The organism is Neobacillus drentensis, from assembly GCF_036962765.1.
In the GTDB taxonomy this organism is placed as follows: Bacteria; Bacillota; Bacilli; order Bacillales; family Cytobacillaceae; genus Neobacillus; species Neobacillus drentensis_C.
In genome coordinates this window covers 30,951-51,002 of the sequence record NZ_JBALOS010000008.1, presented here as the reverse complement: position 1 = coordinate 51,002, position 20,052 = coordinate 30,951, and the positions used below count along the sequence as shown (strand labels likewise).

The 20,052-nt window shown below is 39.4% G+C and carries 17 protein-coding genes; 10 read left to right on the top strand and 7 right to left on the bottom strand.

Going from position 1 to position 20,052, the window contains the following annotated elements; all coding sequences use genetic code 11:
* Positions 1-284: 284 nt before the first annotated feature.
* The 7 genes from gyrA to dnaA form a co-directional block, all read right to left on the bottom strand.
* On the bottom strand, positions 285-2,765 hold the full coding sequence (gene gyrA / locus V7137_RS02095; RefSeq protein WP_420490075.1) for a DNA gyrase subunit A: 2,481 nt from the start codon (positions 2,763-2,765) through the stop codon (positions 285-287).
* Between the two features lie 76 nt (positions 2,766-2,841).
* A complete protein-coding gene (gene gyrB, locus V7137_RS02090) occupies positions 2,842-4,767 on the bottom strand; it encodes a DNA topoisomerase (ATP-hydrolyzing) subunit B (protein ID WP_335696534.1) in 1,926 nt (641 codons plus the stop codon).
* A gap of 60 nt (positions 4,768-4,827) precedes the next feature.
* On the bottom strand, positions 4,828-5,076 hold the full coding sequence (remB, locus tag V7137_RS02085; protein WP_335696533.1) for an extracellular matrix regulator RemB: 249 nt from the start codon (positions 5,074-5,076) through the stop codon (positions 4,828-4,830).
* Between the two features lie 9 nt (positions 5,077-5,085).
* On the bottom strand, positions 5,086-6,204 hold the full coding sequence (gene recF / locus V7137_RS02080; protein ID WP_218346869.1) for a DNA replication/repair protein RecF: 1,119 nt from the start codon (positions 6,202-6,204) through the stop codon (positions 5,086-5,088).
* A gap of 23 nt (positions 6,205-6,227) precedes the next feature.
* Entirely contained in the window at positions 6,228-6,443 is a 216-nt protein-coding gene (gene yaaA / locus V7137_RS02075; RefSeq protein WP_218346870.1) for a S4 domain-containing protein YaaA, read from the bottom strand.
* Positions 6,444-6,567: 124 nt separating this feature from the next.
* The gene (gene dnaN, locus V7137_RS02070; protein WP_335696532.1) at positions 6,568-7,704 is read right to left on the bottom strand and encodes a DNA polymerase III subunit beta; all 1,137 of its coding nucleotides are present in this window, start codon (positions 7,702-7,704) and stop codon (positions 6,568-6,570) included.
* Positions 7,705-7,898: 194 nt separating this feature from the next.
* On the bottom strand, positions 7,899-9,245 hold the full coding sequence (gene dnaA, locus V7137_RS02065; RefSeq protein WP_335696531.1) for a chromosomal replication initiator protein DnaA: 1,347 nt from the start codon (positions 9,243-9,245) through the stop codon (positions 7,899-7,901).
* A gap of 787 nt (positions 9,246-10,032) precedes the next feature.
* Here dnaA and rpmH point away from each other — a divergent pair.
* From rpmH to V7137_RS02015, 10 genes are all read left to right on the top strand, one after another.
* Entirely contained in the window at positions 10,033-10,167 is a 135-nt protein-coding gene (gene rpmH, locus V7137_RS02060; protein WP_218346873.1) for a 50S ribosomal protein L34, read from the top strand.
* Between the two features lie 52 nt (positions 10,168-10,219).
* A complete protein-coding gene (rnpA, locus tag V7137_RS02055; protein ID WP_335696530.1) occupies positions 10,220-10,561 on the top strand; it encodes a ribonuclease P protein component in 342 nt (113 codons plus the stop codon).
* A 312-nt stretch (positions 10,562-10,873) separates the two neighbouring features.
* Positions 10,874-11,650: a YidC family membrane integrase SpoIIIJ gene (gene spoIIIJ, locus V7137_RS02050; RefSeq protein ID WP_335696529.1), complete on the top strand. Its 777-nt coding sequence runs from the start codon at positions 10,874-10,876 to the stop codon at positions 11,648-11,650.
* Positions 11,647-12,270: an RNA-binding cell elongation regulator Jag/EloR gene (jag, locus tag V7137_RS02045; protein ID WP_335696528.1), complete on the top strand. Its 624-nt coding sequence runs from the start codon at positions 11,647-11,649 to the stop codon at positions 12,268-12,270. Before spoIIIJ ends, jag begins: the two co-directional genes overlap by 4 nt.
* Before the next feature lie 294 nt (positions 12,271-12,564).
* The gene (gene mnmE / locus V7137_RS02040; protein ID WP_335696527.1) at positions 12,565-13,950 is read left to right on the top strand and encodes a tRNA uridine-5-carboxymethylaminomethyl(34) synthesis GTPase MnmE; all 1,386 of its coding nucleotides are present in this window, start codon (positions 12,565-12,567) and stop codon (positions 13,948-13,950) included.
* A gap of 177 nt (positions 13,951-14,127) precedes the next feature.
* Positions 14,128-16,017 (top strand): tRNA uridine-5-carboxymethylaminomethyl(34) synthesis enzyme MnmG, encoded by a 1,890-nt coding sequence (mnmG, locus tag V7137_RS02035; protein ID WP_335696526.1) that lies wholly within the window; start codon positions 14,128-14,130, stop codon positions 16,015-16,017.
* 21 nt (positions 16,018-16,038) lie between these two features.
* Positions 16,039-16,755 (top strand): 16S rRNA (guanine(527)-N(7))-methyltransferase RsmG, encoded by a 717-nt coding sequence (rsmG, locus tag V7137_RS02030; protein ID WP_335696525.1) that lies wholly within the window; start codon positions 16,039-16,041, stop codon positions 16,753-16,755.
* A gap of 284 nt (positions 16,756-17,039) precedes the next feature.
* On the top strand, positions 17,040-17,903 hold the full coding sequence (gene noc / locus V7137_RS02025) for a nucleoid occlusion protein (protein WP_335696524.1): 864 nt from the start codon (positions 17,040-17,042) through the stop codon (positions 17,901-17,903).
* A gap of 400 nt (positions 17,904-18,303) precedes the next feature.
* Positions 18,304-19,065: a ParA family protein gene (locus V7137_RS02020; protein ID WP_335696523.1), complete on the top strand. Its 762-nt coding sequence runs from the start codon at positions 18,304-18,306 to the stop codon at positions 19,063-19,065.
* Positions 19,058-19,909, top strand: coding sequence for a ParB/RepB/Spo0J family partition protein (locus V7137_RS02015; protein ID WP_335696522.1), 852 nt, complete (start codon positions 19,058-19,060; stop codon positions 19,907-19,909). The genes V7137_RS02020 and V7137_RS02015 overlap by 8 nt, the downstream gene beginning before the upstream one ends.
* Positions 19,910-20,052 lie beyond the last annotated feature (143 nt).

Below are 20,052 nucleotides of genomic sequence, written 5' to 3'. Positions count from 1 at the left end.
AAAGTTGATTAGCTCATTTTGTTACGTTGGCTTAGCTTCTTAATTGAAGCTAAAATTTATTGTTTGTTTGCACGATTTTGTTTGTTTAGTTTTCAAAGAACAATTTCTCTATCGCCCGTAAGCGACTTAATAAATATATCATCTGTATAAATGAAAGTCAACCATTTTTCTGCTCTTTTTTTACTATGCCGATGATAAATAGATTTTATTCCTATAAGATTCGTATTAACAGCGATTAGAAGTGAACAGAAAGGGGAACACACCACGTGTGCTCCCCCCATTATTTATTCTTCATCCTCAGCAGAAATCACATCAGAATCATGATCTTCTAAAGCATTTTCCTCCGCATCGGATGAATGATTGTCGAGGTTTTCTTCATCCTCTTCTTTTTCAACCTTAGCTACAGTAGCTACAAATTCATCTTCGCTTTCCTTCATGCTTATGAGTTTCACACCTTGTGTGTTTCGGCCCATTTTAGAAATACCGCCTACATCCATCCGGATTAGGACACCGCCCGTAGTAATGAGCATAAGATCCTCATCGCCTGTAACAGCACGCATCGAAACAAGTTCGCCATTTTTCTCAGTTACGTGGCAGGTTTTGATCCCTTTTCCGCCTCTTCCTTGGATACGGTATTCAGATGCAGTTGTCCGTTTTCCATAACCATTTTTAGTAACAATGAGGACATCATTGTCCTCCTCTAAAACTTCCATTCCAACCACTTCATCATCACTATCTAACGAAATACCTTTTACACCTGTGGCTGTTCGTCCCATTGATCGAACATCCGTTTCCGGGAAACGAATGAGCATACCTTTTTTGGTACCAATAATCATATCTTTGCTGCCATCCGTTAAGCGAGCAGAGATTAGTTCATCTCCCTCCCGCAAACTTAAGGCGATTAAACCATTGTTGCGGATATGGGCAAACGATGTTAATGGAGATCGTTTTGAGACTCCCTCTTTAGTTGTAAAGAACAAGAACCAGTCATCCACAAATTCCTCAACCGGAATAATGGCGTTGACCCATTCTCCTTTTTCAATACCAAGAAGGTTAATAATTGGAATCCCTTTCGCCGTCCGGCTGAATTCTGGAATTTCATATCCTTTTGAACGATAAACCTTACCTTTGTTGGTAAAGAATAGGATGGTATCGTGAGTTGAAGTCGTTATTAAGTGTTCAACAAAATCATCCTCATTTGTTCCCATTCCTTGGATTCCACGGCCACCACGTCGTTGCGCACGATAAGTGGAAACTGGAAGTCTCTTAACATACCCATTGTGTGTCAAGGAAATGACAATATTTTCACGTGGGATTAGATCTTCATCTTCAATGTTTTCAATTCCGCCTGTTACAATTTCTGTCCGGCGTTTATCATTGAAGCGCTCTTTAATCTCCGTCAATTCTTCACGGATAATTTCAAGAACCTTTTCCTCATCAGCTAAAATAGCCTTTAATTCAGCAATCAACTTCACTAGATTTTGATATTCTTCTTCAATCTTTTCTCTTTCCAAACCTGTTAAACGCTGTAAACGCATATCGAGGATAGCTTGAGCTTGCTTTTCAGAAAGGTTAAAAGTAGTCATCAAGCCTTCACGGGCGATGTCAGTCGTTTGTGAACTACGAATTAAATTAATCACTTCATCCAGGTGGTCTAAAGCAATTCTTAAACCCTCTAAGATATGTGCACGAGCTTCTGCTTTACGGAGTTCAAACTCTGTTCTGCGGCGGATAACCACTTTTTGATGATCCAAGTAATGGACTAAACATTGTTTAAGGGTCAATACCTTTGGATGTCCATTAACTAGAGCAAGCGTGTTAATCCCGAAACTTGTTTGTAGCGCTGTATGTTTATATAAATTATTTAAAAGGACGTTGGCATTTGCATCTTTACGAACTTCAATAACAACCCGCATTCCTTTACGGTCGGATTCATCTCTTAAGTCGGTAATGCCTTCAACTTTTTTATCGCGAGCTAATTCAGCAATTTTTTCAACTAATTTTGCTTTATTTACTTGGTATGGTAATTCTTTAACAATGATCGTTTCTTTACCATTGGCTTTTTGTTCTATTTCAACTTTTGCACGGACAGTGATTGATCCTCTGCCTGTTTCGTATGCTTTACGAATACCGCTCCGGCCCAAGATGATTCCGCCGGTGGGGAAGTCTGGCCCAGGGATAATTTCCATGAGCTCTTGGATAGAAATCTCAGGGTCACGACTTAGTGCTAGCACTCCGTCAATGACTTCTCCCAATTGGTGGGGTGGGATATTAGTCGCCATTCCTACAGCAATTCCTGTTGTTCCGTTTACTAAAAGGTTAGGGAATCGTGCCGGTAGGACGACTGGTTCCCTTTCCTCACCATCATAGTTATCTTGATAATCAATCGTATCTTTGTTTATATCTCGCAATAACTCCATCGAGATTTTCGACATTCGCGATTCTGTATAACGCATGGCAGCAGCTCCGTCACCATCGACAGAACCGAAATTCCCATGACCATCAACGAGCATATAACGATAATTAAAATCCTGCGCCATCCGTACCATTGTTTCATAAACAGCAGAATCCCCGTGCGGGTGATATTTACCGATTACATCTCCAACGATACGGGCTGATTTTTTATAGGGTTTGTCTGAATGCATTCCAAGATCATGCATAGCATATAGAATACGACGATGTACCGGTTTTAATCCATCCCGAACATCCGGAAGGGCACGAGAAACGATAACGCTCATCGCATAGTCGAGAAAGGACGTTTTCATCTCTTGACTTATATTAATATCTTTTATTTGAGAATTTGGTGTATCAGCCACCTTTAGTACCTCCTTCCAATACTTTTTATATATCTAAATTCTTTACGTACTGCGCATTTGCCTCGATGAAGTTTCGGCGAGGTTCTACCTTTTCACCCATTAGCATTTCAAAGGTTTCATCTGCTTCGATAGCATCATCAAGATTCACCTGAAGCATACTTCTAATGGCAGGGTCCATTGTTGTTTCCCATAACTGTTCAGGATTCATCTCTCCCAAACCTTTATAACGCTGAATATTCGGCTTAGGTGTACTTGGCAGTTCAGCAAAGATTCGGTCAAGTTCTTTGTCATCATAGGCATACTCCACTCGTTTGCCTTGTTGGACTTTGTATAACGGCGGCTGAGCAATATAAATATAGCCCGCTTCTAATAGCTGCCTCATATAACGATAAAAGAACGTTAAAATAAGCGTTCGAATATGTGCACCATCGACGTCGGCATCTGTCATGATGACAACCTTATGATAACGAGCCTTAGATATATCAAATTCTTCGCCGATTCCAGTTCCAATTGCTGTAATCATTGCTCTAACTTCATTGTTAGAAAGAATTTTATCAAGACGGGCCTTTTCAACGTTAAGGATTTTCCCTTTTAACGGCAGAATGGCTTGGAAATGACGGTCGCGTCCTTGCTTCGCAGAACCGCCGGCAGAGTCACCCTCAACGATATAAATTTCACTTTCAGAAGGATCTTTAGAAGAACAGTCCGCTAATTTACCAGGTAAACTAGAAACCTCTAACGCACTTTTACGGCGTGTTAATTCCCTTGCTTTCTTAGCAGCCAGCCTTGCTCGTGCTGCCATCAAGCCTTTATCGACTATTTTTCTAGCCACAGTCGGGTTTTCTAATAAAAACTTATCAAATGTACTGGCAAAAACGGTATCCGTGATCGCTCTGACTTCGGAATTTCCCAACTTTGTCTTCGTTTGCCCTTCAAATTGCGGATCAGGGTGTTTGATGGAGACGATTGCCGTGATACCTTCACGTACATCCTCACCAGATAGATTGGTATCATTCTCTTTGATTAGGCCATTTTTTCTAGCATAATCATTTATGACTCTTGTTAAAGCTGTTTTAAAGCCTGATTCGTGCGTTCCACCTTCATAGGTGTGGATATTATTTGCGAAAGAGTAAATGTTATCTGTATACCCTTCGTTATATTGGAGGGCAACTTCGACACTAATCCCGTCACGTTCACCCTCCATATAGATTGGTTCATCATGAATAACTTCTTTAGTGCGGTTTAAATGTTCGACATAGGATTTAATTCCGCCCTCGTAGTAGTATTCATTACGTTTATTTTCAACCCGCATATCTTCAATCGTGATTTTTATTCCTCTATTTAGGAAGGCGAGTTCCCGAAGGCGAGTAGCCAGAATGTCAAATTCATAAACCAATGTTTCCGTGAAAATTTCACCATCGGGTTTAAAGTGTGTAACGGTACCCGTAACATCAGTTGTTCCAATGACCTCTAATTCTTGAACTACCGCACCACGTTCAAATTTAATCGAGTGAATTTTACCGTCACGGTGGACATAGACCTCAAGTTCTGTGGACAGGGCATTTACGACTGATGCACCAACACCATGTAGTCCTCCAGAAACTTTATAGCCTCCGCCGCCGAATTTACCGCCGGCATGAAGAACTGTCATTATGACTTCAACAGCTGGTCTACCCATCTTTTCTTGAATATCAACCGGAATTCCACGTCCATTATCCTTAACGGTAATACTATTGTCTTCTTCAATAATGACATTGATTTCATTACAGAAACCTGCCAACGCCTCATCAATACTGTTATCAACTATCTCCCAAACAAGATGATGAAGCCCTTTACCACTAGTTGACCCAATATACATACCAGGTCTTTTTCGAACAGCTTCAAGTCCTTCTAGAACCTGTATTTGATCTGCGCCATATGATTGTTCCACTGCTTTTTGATCCAAAGTCATGCTTGTTCACCTGCACCTTCTGACAAAAATATATCTATTATCAATTAAACATGTAGTACTTTAAAATTCATGTAAACTCATTTGATTTGAACGTTTCTTTAAAGTTCCAGAAGAAATCGGGGATAAGTAAACATTGTCATATGTAACAATGACTGATTTAAAGGGGTTTTTGGATAGATTAATTACTTTTTCCTTACGTGCCTCGAGGAATTCTTCGACTAGCGGCGAGTTATTTACACTCTCCTTATCCAAGATAGAAATAATGTCTCTAGCTCTAATATTGATATCTTCCCCGATATGGATATACATGGGTTCACCTCAATTAACTTTCTTTATCCTTCCTGCTTCAACGATAAATGTTGAGGCTTCCCTTAATGTTTGATGATCAATACCTTCGACACTTGTGGTTGTCACAAAAGTCTGGACCTTCCCCTGGATTGTATTAAGCAAGTGAGACTGCCGGTAATCGTCTAATTCCGATAAAACATCGTCTAATAGTAAAATTGGATATTCTCCAATCTCAGCATAAATTAATTCAATTTCAGCAAGTTTCAAGGATAATGCGGTGGTCCGCTGCTGTCCTTGTGAACCAAATGTTTGCACATCTCTACCGTTGACAGTAAAAATGAGATCATCCCGATGGGGACCGAATAAGGTAGTTCCTCGTTCAATTTCCCTCGTTCTAACCTTGCTGAATTTTTCTTCAAAGCATGCTATCATCTTCGACAAATCTTGCTCTTCTAATACCTCTACCGACGGTTTATAGGTAATTTCGAGTGTTTCCAAACCTCTAGAAATTCCTTGATGAATGGGTTTTGCCCAATTTTGAAGGAGACGCAGGAATTCAAACCGTTTTGTGACAATTTTCACAGCCATGGCAATAAATTGTTCCGTAAGAATCTCCAGCATCGTTTGATCGGTTTGTTTTTTTATCTGCAGCATTTTTAAATAATGATTGCGCTGTTGTAGTATTTTTTGATATTGACTCATATCATGTAAATAAATTGGTGAAACCTGTCCAATTTCCATATCTATAAATCGTCTGCGGACTTGCGGGCTGCCTTTTACTAAATTAAGGTCCTCTGGGGCAAACATCACCACATTCATATTGCCTACATATTGACTAAGTTTTTGCTGCTCAATATGATTGCATTTCGCCTTTTTACCTTTTTTTGAAATAATTAATTGCAACGGAAGCGAACTGTGTTGTTTTTTTACCCTACCCTCTATTTTAGCATATTCTTGGTCCCAGCGAATAAGTTCTTTGTCACTAGAAGTACGATGTGATTTAGCCATTGCTAAAACATAAATGGATTCCATCACATTTGTTTTCCCTTGAGCATTTTCTCCCAAGATCACATTTACTTTATTTTCAAATTCTACGAACAATTCTTCGTAATTTCGATAATCGGTGAGCGCTAATTTTTCGATATACATAGGAAACGCATCCTTTATCCTTGCTATTCGGTAATAACAAACTCTCCAAAGCCAGGAATTCTGATTTGGTCACCGGAGCGCAGCTTTCTTCCTCTTCTTTGATCTTGTTCGCCATTAATAAATATCTCATGTTCACTCAAAAACCATTTCGCCATTCCGCCAGTTTGAATTACATCAGCTAGTTTTAGGAATTGGCCTAATGTAATAAATTCTGTATCAAGCTTAATTTTTTCAGGCAAATCGTCACCCTCGTTTCTAAAATGGTCTCAATACTTTATTTTACTAAATAATCGCCAGAGTTACAAAGGAAACTAAAAGAAAGCCACCTTTGGTTGGTGGCATTGAGTTTTTACTTGTATGAAATTAGTATGTTCGTACTGGTAAGATTAATTGCAAGATTGTTTCATCATGAAGCGGACGGATGACGAAAGGACGCATTGCTCCAGTAAAACTTACCCTGATATCTGTACCTTCTAGTGCTTTTAGGGCATCCATCATAAATTTCGCACTAAAGGAAATCTTTAATTCTTCCCCTTCAATCGCTTCGCTTTGAATCTCTTCGACTACTTTCCCAACCTCTGGTGTATTTGAAGAAATTTCAATAAGCCCGCCTTCAATCGTTGAAAGCTTAACTACATTATTTCTCCCTTCTCTTGCTAATAGCGAGGCACGATCAATCGCATGTAAAAATTCCTTGGTATTAACGGTCACATCGGTCTTACTTTCACTCGGGATTAATCTCGATGTATCTGGATAATTTCCTTCTAACAATCTTGAGAAAAATAATAAGTGCTTCGCTTTAAATAAAATTTGATTTTCAGTGATAACAATATCAATGTGTTCATTGCTGTCATCTATAATTTTACTTAGCTCATTTAAGCTTTTTCCGGGAATGACCACATTATAATTTTCGTTATTAGTCGTTTCGATTTTCGCCTTTCTTAATGCGAGACGATGACTATCTGTTGCAATACAGTTTAATTCCCCATTTTCAACACGCCAGTTTACACCTGTCAAGATGGGACGTGTTTCTGAGGTGGACACTGCAAAATGCGTTTGTCTAATCATCGCTTTTAATAAATCCGTGGCGATATGAAATTTATTATTTTCTTCTATCTGTGGCAGGTGAGGATATTCTTCTGCATCAAGACCGATTAAGTTAAATTCAGATTTTCCTGAGCGAATGACGGTTTGAAGTGAGCCTAATACTTCAATTTCTACTGAATCTGTCGGCAGTTTTTTGACAATTTCACTAAAGACTTTTGCTTGAAGGACAATGGATCCAGCTTGTTTGATTTCAATAATTTCATCCCCAGCATCCTCATTTGGAATAAACGATTCAATGGAAATATCTGAATCACTTCCTGTTAAGGTAACTCCTTCTGCTGTAGCAGTGATTTTGATTCCCGTTAAGATTGGAATGGTGGTTCTGCTTGTAACAGCCTTCATAACATCTTGAACACTCTGAACTAATCGATCTCGTTGGATGATAAATTTCATCGCATGTAATCCTCCGTTTTAAGCATATTTTTTATAGCAATAACATAATATATTTTTTAAAAAAAATAGAAGAAGTACTAGTAGGGCCTGTTAGTATGTGGATAACTCGTTTTTTTCAACGGAAACACAGCCTATCCACATGTGGACAGACTGTGTGTAAATACAGAGAAGTTATTCACATAATTCACTTATGGTTAGACTTTCAAAAGTTCATGTAGTTCTTTCATTTGTCTTTGCAGCTGGGCATCGGTTTGAAGAAGTTTAGAAATCTTTTCATGGGCATGAATCACAGTCGTATGATCACGCCCGCCAAACTCTTCTCCTATTTTTGGCAAAGAATAATCCGTCAATTCACGTGATAAGTACATCGCAATTTGTCTAGGAAATGCGAGCGACTTTGTCCGTTTTTTAGCCTTAAAATCCTCTAGTTTTACACTAAAGAGTTCCCCAACTGTCTTCTGAATATCCAAGATGGTGATCACCTTTGGCTTCGAACTAGGGATAATATCCTTTAATGCTTCAGCAGCTAAATCGGCATTGATATCTTTATTAATTAAAGAAGAGTAAGCAACCACGCGGATTAGCGCACCTTCGAGTTCACGGATGTTGGAGTCAATTTGATTGGCAATATAGAGCATGACTTCGTTAGGAATATCAAGACCTTCTGCCTTTGCCTTCTTTCTAAGGATGGCAATCCTTGTTTCTAAATCAGGTGGAGTAATATCCGTAATTAATCCCCATTCAAACCGCGAACGAAGCCTGTCCTCCAGCGTTGGAATTTCGCGTGGCGGCCGGTCACTCGAGATAATGATTTGTTTACTTTCCTCATGCAGTGCATTAAACGTATGAAAAAATTCTTCCTGGGTTGATTCTTTTCCAGCTAAGAATTGAATATCATCTATAAGTAAAATGTCGACATTTCGATATTTGTTTCGGAAATTCTCTGCTTTATTGTCACGAATCGAATTAATAAATTCGTTTGTAAATTTTTCAGACGATAAATAAACGACTTTCGCCGCAGGATTATGATCTAAAACATAATGGCCAATCGCATGCATTAAGTGCGTTTTTCCTAATCCTACTCCTCCATAGATAAAGAGGGGATTGTATGCTTTTGCAGGTGCTTCAGCTACAGCGAGTGATGCTGCATGGGCAAACCGGTTGCCCGAGCCAATAACAAAGGTATCGAAGGTATATTTTTGATTTAAAATACCTTGAGGAAATTCCCCATGGTCATCATCTTTTTTTACCTTTTTGGGAGGTAATTGCACTTCATTTTCTGCATCTTTTTGATTTTGCGGAATAATAAACTTAACAGAAAGCTCTTCCCCGGTAATCTCATAAAGAATGCCGGAGATTAACTGCGAATACCGTTCTTCCAGCCAATCACGAGCAAACTCATTGGGAGCCGTTATGATCAGCAAATCACCTTGAAGGGAATGGGCCTTGGTTGACTTAAGCCAAGTGTCAAAGCTTGGTTTGCTAATCTTTTTCTCTATATTGGCTAGTGCAGCATGCCAAAGATCCGCAATATTTTCCAAATAATATCCCTCCTTTTTTGCGTTAATAAAAAACATGTATGAAAACTAGCACACGTGCAGTAATACCTGTCTTACTCCAATAAATAGTTTAGGACGGAGGTAAACCCATCCCACTGGGTCATTTTCCGTTGTGAAATGATGTTTATACTGGCAGTACAACCTATTAATTTATAAATATACGAAATAGTGAATGTGGATAATAAATAATAAGGAAGTAAAGTGGAGTTTCGACAATATCCACTTCTTGTGGACAACTTTTTACAACACCCTAGGATAAGCTATCCACATGATATCCACAATTTGTGGATAACGTATTCGTGTGGATAAAGTTATTCAGAGTGAAAACACAAATATAATATCAAATAATTGCTTGAGACGCAATGCCTTTTCGTAGTTTATCCACAACGACAACAATATGTGCACAATATTTGTCCACAAGTAGATGTTTTGTGCAAAACCTGTCAATATCTTGTGTGGATACCAAAAAAAATGTCGAAAAAATATCCACAGCCAGGTGGCTGACGAGCTGTCCGTGTAAAGGGAGTGGATTTTGCAAAAATCACGACTGTCGATTTATAGGACCTAGGGTAAAAAAATGAATTCTTTTCAGTTACTATTGGAATTGATCCTATAAGGATAGAATTTCTGGAAATTAGCTAATTCATGTTCAATAAAAATTGGAAATGGGGACAATATCGAAGAACAGTTGACAATTTTATGGTGAGGTCATTATAATGAGTAAGACTGTCATTTAAACTTGATAGCATCCTTTAGGGAGGTGTCATATATGAAAAGAACATATCAACCAAATAAACGTAAACACAGTAAAGTCCACGGTTTCCGTAGTCGTATGGCCTCAGCTAATGGCCGTAAGGTTCTAGCTCGCCGTCGTTTAAAGGGAAGAAAAGTATTATCAGCATAGACCACTGAAAAGTCAGTGGTCTTTTTTCTAATCCGACTGAGGGTGTTTTTTTATGAAAAAAGAGCTACGCATTAAAAAAAATAAAGAATTCCAAGCAGCATTTCAAAAAGGTCAGTCCTTTGCCAACCGGCAGTTTGTCGTCTATTCCTTAGCAAAAGAGGGACAAGATTATTTTCGGATCGGCCTGTCTGTTAGTAAGAAGATCGGAAATGCTGTCACGAGGAATAGGATCAAACGTTATGTAAGACAATCTATTTTTGAGCTGAACGAACAATTGGCGAAAGGGAATGACTATGTCATCATTGCCAGGAAACCTGCATCGGAAATGGATGTCTTTGAGGTGAAAAAAAGTTTGACCCATGTCCTTAAGGTCGGGAAAGTTTTAAAAAAGTGACGGTAAGGACATAAATGCGAAGGAATTCGCCTGAAAATTTCATCACATTGCAGACAATTCCTTTGCGTAAGTGTTAAAATACCTTTGAAATCTTATAAAAAGGCTTTTTTCGTAAACTTTGTTCATTTTGGAGTAATTTTACTAAGTTACAAGGGCATATTTGCCAATGTTCTATACGAAAAATGCTACGATGCATATAGGAATAAGGGTTGATGAACCTATTCGAAAAACAACAATCTATACGAAAACAGTCTACAAAAAAATAATACATAGAGTGGTTTCACTATCTTTATTGTAAGGAGGAAATTTTGGTTGAAAAGACGAATATTACTAGTAGTTGGCTTACTTTCTGTCTTTATCCTGCTGACAGGATGTAGTGAAATAAAAAAACCAATTACTTCGGAGAGTACGGGCTTTTGGAATGAGTACATTGTTTATCCATTATCCTGGTTGATTAAAGAAGGGGCGCATATCCTTGGGGGCAGCTTTGGGTTATCGATTATTGTCGTAACCATTCTCATTCGCCTTGTGATTTTGCCGCTGATGATCAAGCAGACAAGAAGTTCGAAAGCGATGCAAGCCTTGCAGCCAGAAATGAAGGCACTTCGTGAAAAATATAGTTCGAAAGATCAAAAAACTCAGCAAAAATTGCAACAGGAAACAATGGCATTGTTTTCAAAGCATGGCGTCAATCCAATGGCTGGTTGTTTTCCATTAATCGTGCAAATGCCAATTTTAATTGGTTTTTATCATGCAATCTCACGAACAAGGGAAATTGCATCTGATAATTTCCTCTGGTTTGACCTAGGAGATAAAGATCCATATTATATTTTGCCAATTATTGCTGGTATCACCACCTTTATTCAGCAAAAATTGATGATGGCTGGTCAAGAGCAGAACCCGCAAATGGCGATGATGCTTTGGATGATGCCAATCATGATCGTTGTGTTCGCCTTTAATTTCCCTGCTGCTCTTTCCTTGTATTGGGTAGTCGGAAATATTTTTATGATTGTACAAACGTATTTTATTAAAGGACCGGATCTGAAAACGGCAAAATCATCCGGTAATGCGGGAGGAGCAAAAAAGTGAAACAGGTAACTGCTACAGGACAAACTGTCGAAGAAGCAGTAAAATCAGCTTTAGCTCAATTACAAATCAGCAAAGACCGCACAGATATTGATATTATTGATGAAGGTAAAAAAGGGATTTTCGGTATTTTTGGTTCCCGTCCCGCAGTGGTCAAAGTAACTGTCATCATTGACCCAATTGAGGAAGCAAAGAAATTTCTTACTCAGGTAAGTGAACAAATGGGTGCTCCAGCGGAAATAGAAATCAAGCGTGAGGGGAAACATGTTCACTTCATTATGACTGGAGAAAAGATCGCCTTATTGATTGGAAAAAGAGGGCAAACGTTAAATTCGCTCCAATATTTGACCCAATTAGTCCTTAATCGTTTTTCGAATCAGTATTTAACCGTGATTTTAGACGCTGAAGATTACCGGAAAAGAAGAAATGAAACGCTTGTTCAATTAGCACATCGACTTGCCCAAAAGGCGGTTAAGTCTGGAAAAGATGTAACGTTAGAACCAATGCCTTCTTATGAGCGTAAAGTTATTCATGCTGCTTTATCCGATAACAAACGTGTTAAGACATTTTCTGATGGATCGGAACCACATCGCTATATGGTGATTTCTCCAGCGAAAAGATAATGAAATCTGTATAAAAGACATCCTATCGAATGGTAGAATGTCTTTTTTTTGTGCTCTCTCGCAAAAAATGTCGAAAAAAGAAGTTGTTGATAACATTAATCTTTTCTCGTTTTTCGTTTTATTGTTATTCACATGTGGATAAGTTAAAATAATAATGAGATAAAAGTGAACTGTGGATAGTTCGGTAGGAAGATGGTTTGCTTTTTAACAAGAACATGTTGTGGTATTCTAGTGTTTTGGAGAAAAAAATCATTTTTTATATAGATGAACAGTTTTTAGTGTGAGGTGAAGGAAATGGAATATGATACGATTGCGGCCATATCGACTCCGATGGGAGAAGGTGCAATTGCGATTGTCCGATTGAGTGGCGATGAGGCAATTCCGATTGCAGACAAGCTATTTAGAAGTATCGGGGGGAAGAGGCTGACGGAAGCAGCAACCCATACGATTCACTATGGACATTTGCTTGATCCGAAATCACAGCAAGTGGTTGAAGAAGTAATGTTATCCGTGATGAAGGGGCCGAAAACTTTTACAAAAGAAGATGTTGTTGAAATAAACTGCCATGGCGGGATTGTTTCTGTAAATCGAGTGCTCCAGTTGGTACTGACGAATGGAGCGAGACTGGCGGAGCCAGGAGAATTTACAAAAAGAGCATTTTTAAATGGACGGATTGATTTATCGCAAGCGGAAGCGGTAATGGATTTAATCAGAGCAAAAACAGATCGTGCTATGAATGTAGCGTTAGGGCAAATGGAAGGGCGCTTATCAAAGTTGATTCAAAGACTTAGGCAGGAAATTTTAGAAATCCTTGCCCATGTCGAGGTCAATATTGATTATCCTGAATATGACGATGTCGAAGAAATGACGCATAAAATGTTGTCAGAAAAAGCCCATTTTGTTCGGGAAGAGATTAAAAAACTGTTACAAACGTCGGAACAAGGGAAAATTTTACGAGAAGGATTGTCGACAGCTATTGTTGGCCGCCCAAATGTAGGGAAATCTTCGCTTTTAAACAGCCTTGTTCATGAAAATAAAGCAATCGTAACCGATATTCCTGGCACAACAAGGGATGTCATTGAAGAATACGTGAACGTTCGCGGTGTGCCGCTGCGGCTCTTGGACACAGCTGGGATCCGAGAAACTGAGGATATTGTCGAACGAATTGGGGTTGAACGCTCCCGTCAAGTGTTACAAGAGGCAGATCTGATTTTGCTGGTTTTAAATAATGCAGAACACCTGAGCTCAGAAGATGAAAAGCTGTTTGAAGTGGTTAAAGACATGGATGTTATCGTTATCGTTAATAAAACAGACTTGGAGCAAAAAATTGAGTTTGACAAGGTAAAAGCGTTAGCGAAAGAGCATAAGGTTGTCACCACCTCCCTGCTTGAAGATCGTGGTGTCGATGAGTTAGAGGAAGCGATCGCCTCGTTATTTTTTGCAGGTTCGATTGATGCTGGTGATATGACGTATGTTTCAAACAGCCGCCATATCGGCTTATTAAGCCAAAGCCTGCATTCGATTGAAGAAGCGATTGAGGGAGTAGAAATGGGTACTCCAATTGATATTATTCAAATCGATTTAACCCGAACATGGGAATTGCTTGGCGAAATCATTGGTGAAAGCGTCCATGAAAGCCTGATCGATCAATTATTCTCACAATTTTGTTTAGGGAAATAAATAGAAAAGCTAAAAGCGCCTTCGGAACCAGCACTGTTTGTTCCTGCGACGATTATTCGCGCTGGAGCTATCCTTAGCGCACAGGGGCTTATGCCCCCGAGCCCTTAAGCGCAGAAGCTAGACATTAATGAAAGTAAAACGCAATGTTTCCGTAGCATACGGAAAAGGAGGAACAACATGCAATACGAAGCAGGAAATTATGACGTTATTGTCATTGGGGCAGGACATGCCGGCTGTGAAGCAGGCCTTGCTGCCGCGAGAATTGGCGCAAAAACATTAATGATTACCATTAACCTCGATATGGTTGCCTTTATGCCATGTAATCCATCAGTTGGAGGTCCAGCTAAGGGAATTGTTGTCCGGGAAATTGATGCTCTTGGCGGCGAAATGGGTCGGAATATTGATAAAACCTATATCCAGATGAGAATGCTGAACACCGGTAAAGGGCCGGCAGTGCGGGCGTTACGGGCACAGGCCGATAAATTTGCCTATCAGCATGAAATGAAAAAAACGATTGAAGAAGAAGAAAACATGACCTTAATCCAAGGGATGGTCGAACAATTAATCGTTGAGGATGGCGTATGTACGGGCGTCATTACCAAAACGGGAGCGGTTTATCGTTCAAAAACCGTCGTTATTACTACGGGTACTTTCTTACGTGGCGAAATTATTATTGGTGACTTGAAGTATTCGAGTGGTCCGAATAATCAACAGCCATCCATTAAATTATCGGAACATCTTGAAGCACTAGGCTTTGACCTGGTTCGCTTTAAAACGGGAACACCGCCGCGTGTCAATAGTAATACGATTGATTACAGTAAAACAGAAATTCAACCTGGTGACGATACTCCAAGGGCGTTTTCTTATGAAACAACGAAATATATTACTGACCAGCTCCCATGCTGGTTAACTTATACAAACGAAGCAACCCATCAAATCATTGATGAGAACCTTCACCGCTCACCGATGTTTTCTGGAATGATCAAGGGGACAGGTCCGCGTTATTGCCCTTCGATTGAGGATAAAGTGGTCCGCTTTAATGACAAGCCGCGTCATCAAATTTTCCTTGAGCCTGAAGGCAGGCATACGCAGGAAGTTTATGTGCAGGGGCTGTCAACCAGCTTACCAGAAGATGTGCAGCAGCGGATTCTAAAGTCCATTTCGGGACTAGAAAATGTGCAAATGATGCGTTCGGGCTATGCAATTGAATATGATGCAATTGTGCCTACACAGCTATGGCCTACACTTGAAACAAAGGTTGTTAAAAATTTATATACTGCCGGGCAAATTAATGGGACATCGGGCTATGAAGAAGCTGCAGGTCAAGGCTTAATGGCCGGGATCAATGCAGGTTTAAATGCACTTGGGCGCGACCAGTTAGTCTTAAGTCGTTCCGATGCCTATATTGGAGTGTTAATTGATGATTTGATTACAAAAGGGACGAATGAACCTTATCGTTTATTAACATCACGGGCAGAGTACCGTTTGCTATTACGTCATGATAATGCCGATTTACGCTTAACTGAAATTGGTCATCAAATCGGGCTGATTCGTGACGACCGTTATGCAACGTTCTTGTCTAAAAAAGAAGCGGTTGAATCTGAAAAGCATCGCTTAGAGTCTACGTTCCTGAAACCGACAGAAGAGGTTCAAGAAATGATTAGAAGCATCGGCGGCAGTGAATTAAAGGATGGAATCCGTGCCTCCGATTTATTAAAAAGACCAGAGATGTCGTATCATCAGCTGGAAACCATTTTCCCTAGTGAGGTTGCTTTAGATGAAGAAGTGAAAGAACAGGTGGAAATTCAATTAAAATATGAGGGATATATTACAAAGTCCCTGCAGCAGGTCGAACGATTAAAGAAAATGGAAGATAAGAAAATCCCTGAGAATATTGATTATGATGCCGTCTCAGGATTGGCGACAGAAGCTAGACAGAAATTGAAGCTTGTTAAACCACTATCCATTGCCCAAGCATCCAGGATTTCAGGTGTAAATCCAGCCGATATTTCCATCTTGCTTGTGTACCTTGAACAGGGGAAGATCGCAAGGGTTTCGAATGAATAATTATGTGAGGAAGATTACGGAATGATCATCGAACAATTTGAAGCAAATTTACGGGAGAAAGGAATTTCCCTTTCAAGTGAACAGCTCGATCAATTTGAAAAGTATTTTGAGACATTGGTTGAGTGGAATGAAAAAATGAATCTGACAGCCATTACGGATAAGGCTGAAGTATATTTAAAGCATTTTTATGATTCGATTACCGCTGCGTTCTATTTTGATTTTACAAAGCCTTTTCATCTTTGTGATGTTGGGGCGGGTGCAGGGTTTCCGAGTATCCCATTAAAAATTGTTTATCCTCATATTGAGGTGACGATTGTTGATTCATTAAACAAGCGCATTTCCTTTTTAAATCATCTTGCTAAGGTTTTAAAATTAGAAAATGTTCATTTTATTCATGATCGTGCGGAAACCTTTGGGGTAAATACCCAGTATCGAGAGAACTTCGATGTCGTTACGGCAAGGGCAGTAGCAAGAATGTCTGTGTTAAGTGAGCTTTGTTTACCACTCGTGAAAGTAGGCGGTCACTTTATTGCCATGAAAGCTGCCCATGCCAAGGATGAGTTAGGGATGGGACAAAAGGCCATTACCACTCTTGGCGGAAAGGTAGTGGAAATGTTTACTTTTACGCTGCCAATGGAAGAAAGCGAACGAAATATTCTCATCATTAAAAAGGAAAAGCAAACACCAAAGAAATATCCGCGTAAGCCTGGGACACCAGGAAAGACACCGATTGAATAAGAAGGCTCTTTTCGTAAACTTTGTTGTTTTAGAGCATAATAATGGTCATTTATATGGGTAACTAGGACATTTTTGACCATGTACTTAAGATAAGCTGCCATGAAGCTTCTAGGAATACGGGATGATGGGCTTATAACGAAAAACAACAATCTAAGCGAAAACAGCCATAACAAAAACAGTTTAGGGAAACTAACAATTTTTCAACAAACATGTTATTCTAGGCAGGAAGAATTTATCTATGTAGAGAATAAGTAATAGGGAGTTTCGTAAAGGTGGTGTTGGGGATGAAACAATCATTTACACGCTTTTTTGGCCTCGGCGATAAGGGAGAACAAGAGGTTGAACTGGAAAAAGAGATAATTACGGAAAAAAATGAGGAAATTAATAAAATACCAATTGATCATATAGTTCCAAACCGTTTTCAGCCTCGGACAGTTTTTGATGATGAGAAAATCGAAGAATTAGCGCGAACGATTCACATACATGGTATTATTCAACCGATCGTCGTACGAGAATTTGCGACTGGGCAATTTGAAATTATTGCAGGGGAACGCCGTTTTCGGGCGATGAAAAAGCTAGGTTGGACGGAAGCGCCGGCGATTATTAAAAATTTATCGGATACAGAAACGGCCTCTGTTGCTTTGATTGAGAATTTACAACGGGAAGAGCTGTCCCCAATTGAAGAAGCGATGGCCTATGGAAAATTGTTGGAATTGCATAACTTGACCCAAGAAGCACTAGCACAACGCCTTGGGAAAGGGCAGTCAACTGTGGCCAACAAACTTCGCCTTCTTAAATTACCGCAGCCGATTCAAGAGGCATTATTAACGAAAATTATTACAGAGCGCCATGCACGTGCACTTATCCCTCTAAAGGATCCGGAAAAACAAGTGATCCTGTTAGCGGAAATTATTGAAAAGAACTTTAACGTCAAGCAAACCGAAGAACGTGTCGTCAAACTGCTTGAACAAAAAAATGAAAAGCCTAAACCGAAACGGAAAGCTTTCAGTAAAGATATGAGAATCGCCGTAAATACGATTCGCCAATCATTAACGATGGTAACGGACAGCGGAATTAATCTCGATGCTGAAGAAGAAGAATTTGACGAATTCTACCAATTTACAATCCGCATACCAAAGAAAAAGTAACAGATCAATAGACCAATAGATAAAAGAACCAAACATTCAACATGTTTGGTTCTTTTTATTTGTGCTCTGTTAAAGCCTGTTGTTGATAATGCCGCTATGTTGATTGGAGCGGAAATCAACAATCACGTTCAAATGAACCTTTAGTTGATAAAGGTTAGATTAAAATGGTAATGTTTGGATAAGGTGTGCTTCTCTTGGCTTATTTAGAGACATTTCAGGAATGAGACAGTTGAATATTTTAAGAAAAAATCCAAAAACAGATCTGTTTCATGATAAAATAAAGGAATGGAAATTTTCTTTCCCATCATTCAGATTAAATTAGCCAAATGAACATTATTTTTATAAAATTTAATAGAATAACAGAATAATACTTTGAGAGAATAAAAGGGTAGGTGACATCGTGGGCAAAATTCTTGCAATCGCGAATCAAAAAGGCGGAGTCGGTAAAACGACTACCTCTGTCAACCTAGGTGCCTGCTTAGCATATATTGGAAAACGTGTCCTGCTTGTAGACACGGATCCTCAGGGAAACGCAACCAGCGGGATTGGTATTGAAAAGGCAGAAGTTGACCAATGCATATATGATGTTTTAGTAGATGATGTGGAAGCAAAGAATGTGATTAAACCTACATCGGTGGAAAATTTGTATGCGATTCCGGCAACCATTCAGCTGGCCGGTGCGGAAATTGAATTGGTACCGACTATTTCAAGGGAAGTTCGATTGAAACGTGCGCTCGAAGAAGTAAGAGAGCAATTTGATTATATTATTATTGATTGTCCGCCGTCATTAGGTTTATTAACCCTTAATGCCTTAACAGCTTCTGATTCCGTTTTAATCCCTGTTCAATGCGAATACTATGCGTTGGAAGGTTTAAGTCAACTACTAAGTACGGTCAGACTTGTCCAAAAGCATTTGAATCAGGACTTGAAAATTGAAGGCGTTTTATTAACCATGCTGGACGCACGAACCAATCTTGGTATTCAAGTCATTGAAGAAGTGAAAAAATATTTTCAAGATAAAGTTTATAAAACCATTATTCCAAGGAATGTGCGTCTTAGCGAAGCTCCAAGCCATGGAGAACCGATTATTACTTATGATGCAAGATCCCGTGGCGCTGAGGTGTATTTAGATTTAGCGAAGGAAGTGGTCTCGAATGGCTAAAGGTTTAGGAAAAGGCCTTAATGCATTTTTTGCGGATGCTAGTAAAGAGGAGTTAGTTCAGGAAATCAAATTGAACCAATTGCGTCCCAATCCGTACCAGCCTCGTAAAACCTTCCAACAAGAGACAATCGATGAATTGAAAGAGTCCATCATCGAGCATGGCATCTTACAGCCGCTCGTGGTTAGACAAAGTATTCGCGGCTATGAAATTGTTGTAGGTGAACGACGGTTCCGTGCGGCGAAAGCGGCAAAACTTGAAACAGTTCCCGCTGTAGTCCGTACACTATCAGAACAGCAAATGATGGAATTAGCAGTCCTTGAAAACCTGCAAAGGGAAGATTTAAATCCGATTGAAGAGGGACAAGCCTATCATTTGTTAATGGAAAAGTTAAAGCTGACCCAAGAAGAGGTTGCGAAACGTCTTGGCAAAAGCCGGCCGCATATCGCTAACCATATCCGACTGCTTTCCCTCCCTTCAAAAATTCAGGAATTAATTTCTGGCGGAAAAATATCGATGGGACATGGACGTGCCTTATTAGGTCTTCGTCAAAAAGAAAAGCTGCCAAGTTTAGTTGAGAAAGTAACTAAAGAAGGACTAAATGTTCGTCAATTAGAAAAATGGATTCAAGAATTAAATGAAAGTGTTCCACGTGAAACAAAAAAGCCGGAACTGAAGAAAGATGTCTTTATCAAGGAACGGGAACATTTCTTGCGCGAACGGTTTGGGACAACGGTCAATATTAAACAGAACAAGAATAAAGGGAAAATTGAAATTGAGTTCTTCTCCAAAGAGGATCTAGAACGGATTTTGGAAATGCTCCATGAAGAAGATCCATCCTTATAAACCATCAAACGATGGTTTATTTTTTTATACTGTATAGGAAACTATTAATTATTTAGTAGATAACATGGAACTAGTTCTCTGAATCCAGCTCCAGCGCCCAACGGCTAGTGTACTTCGCTCTCCACGTAAAAATTCTAAAGAAT

Bases quoted from the DNA above. Each gene is read 5' to 3' on its own strand.
- rnpA (WP_335696530.1), top strand. From the start codon at position 10,220: ATGAAAAAAGAGCTACGCATTAAAAAAAATAAAGAATTCCAAGCAGCA.
- remB (WP_335696533.1), bottom strand. From the start codon at position 5,076: ATGTATATCCATATCGGGGAAGATATCAATATTAGAGCTAGAGACATT.
- rsmG (WP_335696525.1), top strand. From the start codon at position 16,039: ATGATCATCGAACAATTTGAAGCAAATTTACGGGAGAAAGGAATTTCC.
- noc (WP_335696524.1), top strand. From the start codon at position 17,040: ATGAAACAATCATTTACACGCTTTTTTGGCCTCGGCGATAAGGGAGAA.
- rpmH (WP_218346873.1), top strand. From the start codon at position 10,033: ATGAAAAGAACATATCAACCAAATAAACGTAAACACAGTAAAGTCCAC.
- mnmE (WP_335696527.1), top strand. From the start codon at position 12,565: ATGGAATATGATACGATTGCGGCCATATCGACTCCGATGGGAGAAGGT.
- dnaN (WP_335696532.1), bottom strand. From the start codon at position 7,704: ATGAAATTTATCATCCAACGAGATCGATTAGTTCAGAGTGTTCAAGAT.
- gyrB (WP_335696534.1), bottom strand. From the start codon at position 4,767: ATGACTTTGGATCAAAAAGCAGTGGAACAATCATATGGCGCAGATCAA.
- recF (WP_218346869.1), bottom strand. From the start codon at position 6,204: ATGTATATCGAAAAATTAGCGCTCACCGATTATCGAAATTACGAAGAA.
- V7137_RS02015 (WP_335696522.1), top strand. From the start codon at position 19,058: ATGGCTAAAGGTTTAGGAAAAGGCCTTAATGCATTTTTTGCGGATGCT.
- gyrA (WP_420490075.1), bottom strand. From the start codon at position 2,765: ATGAAAACGTCCTTTCTCGACTATGCGATGAGCGTTATCGTTTCTCGT.
- mnmG (WP_335696526.1), top strand. From the start codon at position 14,128: ATGCAATACGAAGCAGGAAATTATGACGTTATTGTCATTGGGGCAGGA.